Raw genomic sequence first — 347 nt, 5'->3', positions numbered from 1 at the left:
GTCTGACCGCCTGGACGCCTGATGTCGTAAGTCAAGGAGACGCATATGGTCACTGCGGTCAGCAGGGAATTCCTCCTGCAGATGGAAGGCTACGGCCTGACCACGGCCGAAATCCACTACCATTTTCCTGACCACCCGAGCCTGCTTCAGCTCTATGTCTGGCAGGAATACGATCTTGCGCCGAACTTCCCGGAGCTGAAAGGCTTTCTCGACTATTGGGAAAGCGAGCTGGACGGCGCGCTGCACTCCGTGCGCGTTGCCCACCATCGGCTGATCAGGCCCTCGGAATGGCGGGCCGTCGACGGGGTCATTGCCATCCAATGAAGCTCATCTCGGGCCGCAGGGCG

Annotated in this window: 1 protein-coding gene; it reads left to right on the top strand. The window is 60.5% G+C overall.

Annotated elements, in window-relative coordinates; translation table 11 throughout:
• Positions 1–45 precede the first annotated feature (45 nt).
• Complete coding sequence (locus tag EN807_RS33465) at positions 46–324, top strand: usg protein (protein WP_135938013.1); 279 nt, start codon at positions 46–48, stop codon at positions 322–324.
• The last annotated feature ends 23 nt before the right edge of the window (positions 325–347 follow it).

The organism is Mesorhizobium sp. M5C.F.Ca.ET.164.01.1.1 (assembly GCF_004792125.1).
Taxonomy (GTDB): Bacteria; Pseudomonadota; Alphaproteobacteria; order Rhizobiales; family Rhizobiaceae; genus Mesorhizobium; species Mesorhizobium wenxiniae.
Note: the sequence above shows the minus strand (reverse complement) of the source record. Positions and strands in the feature narration are given on the sequence as shown.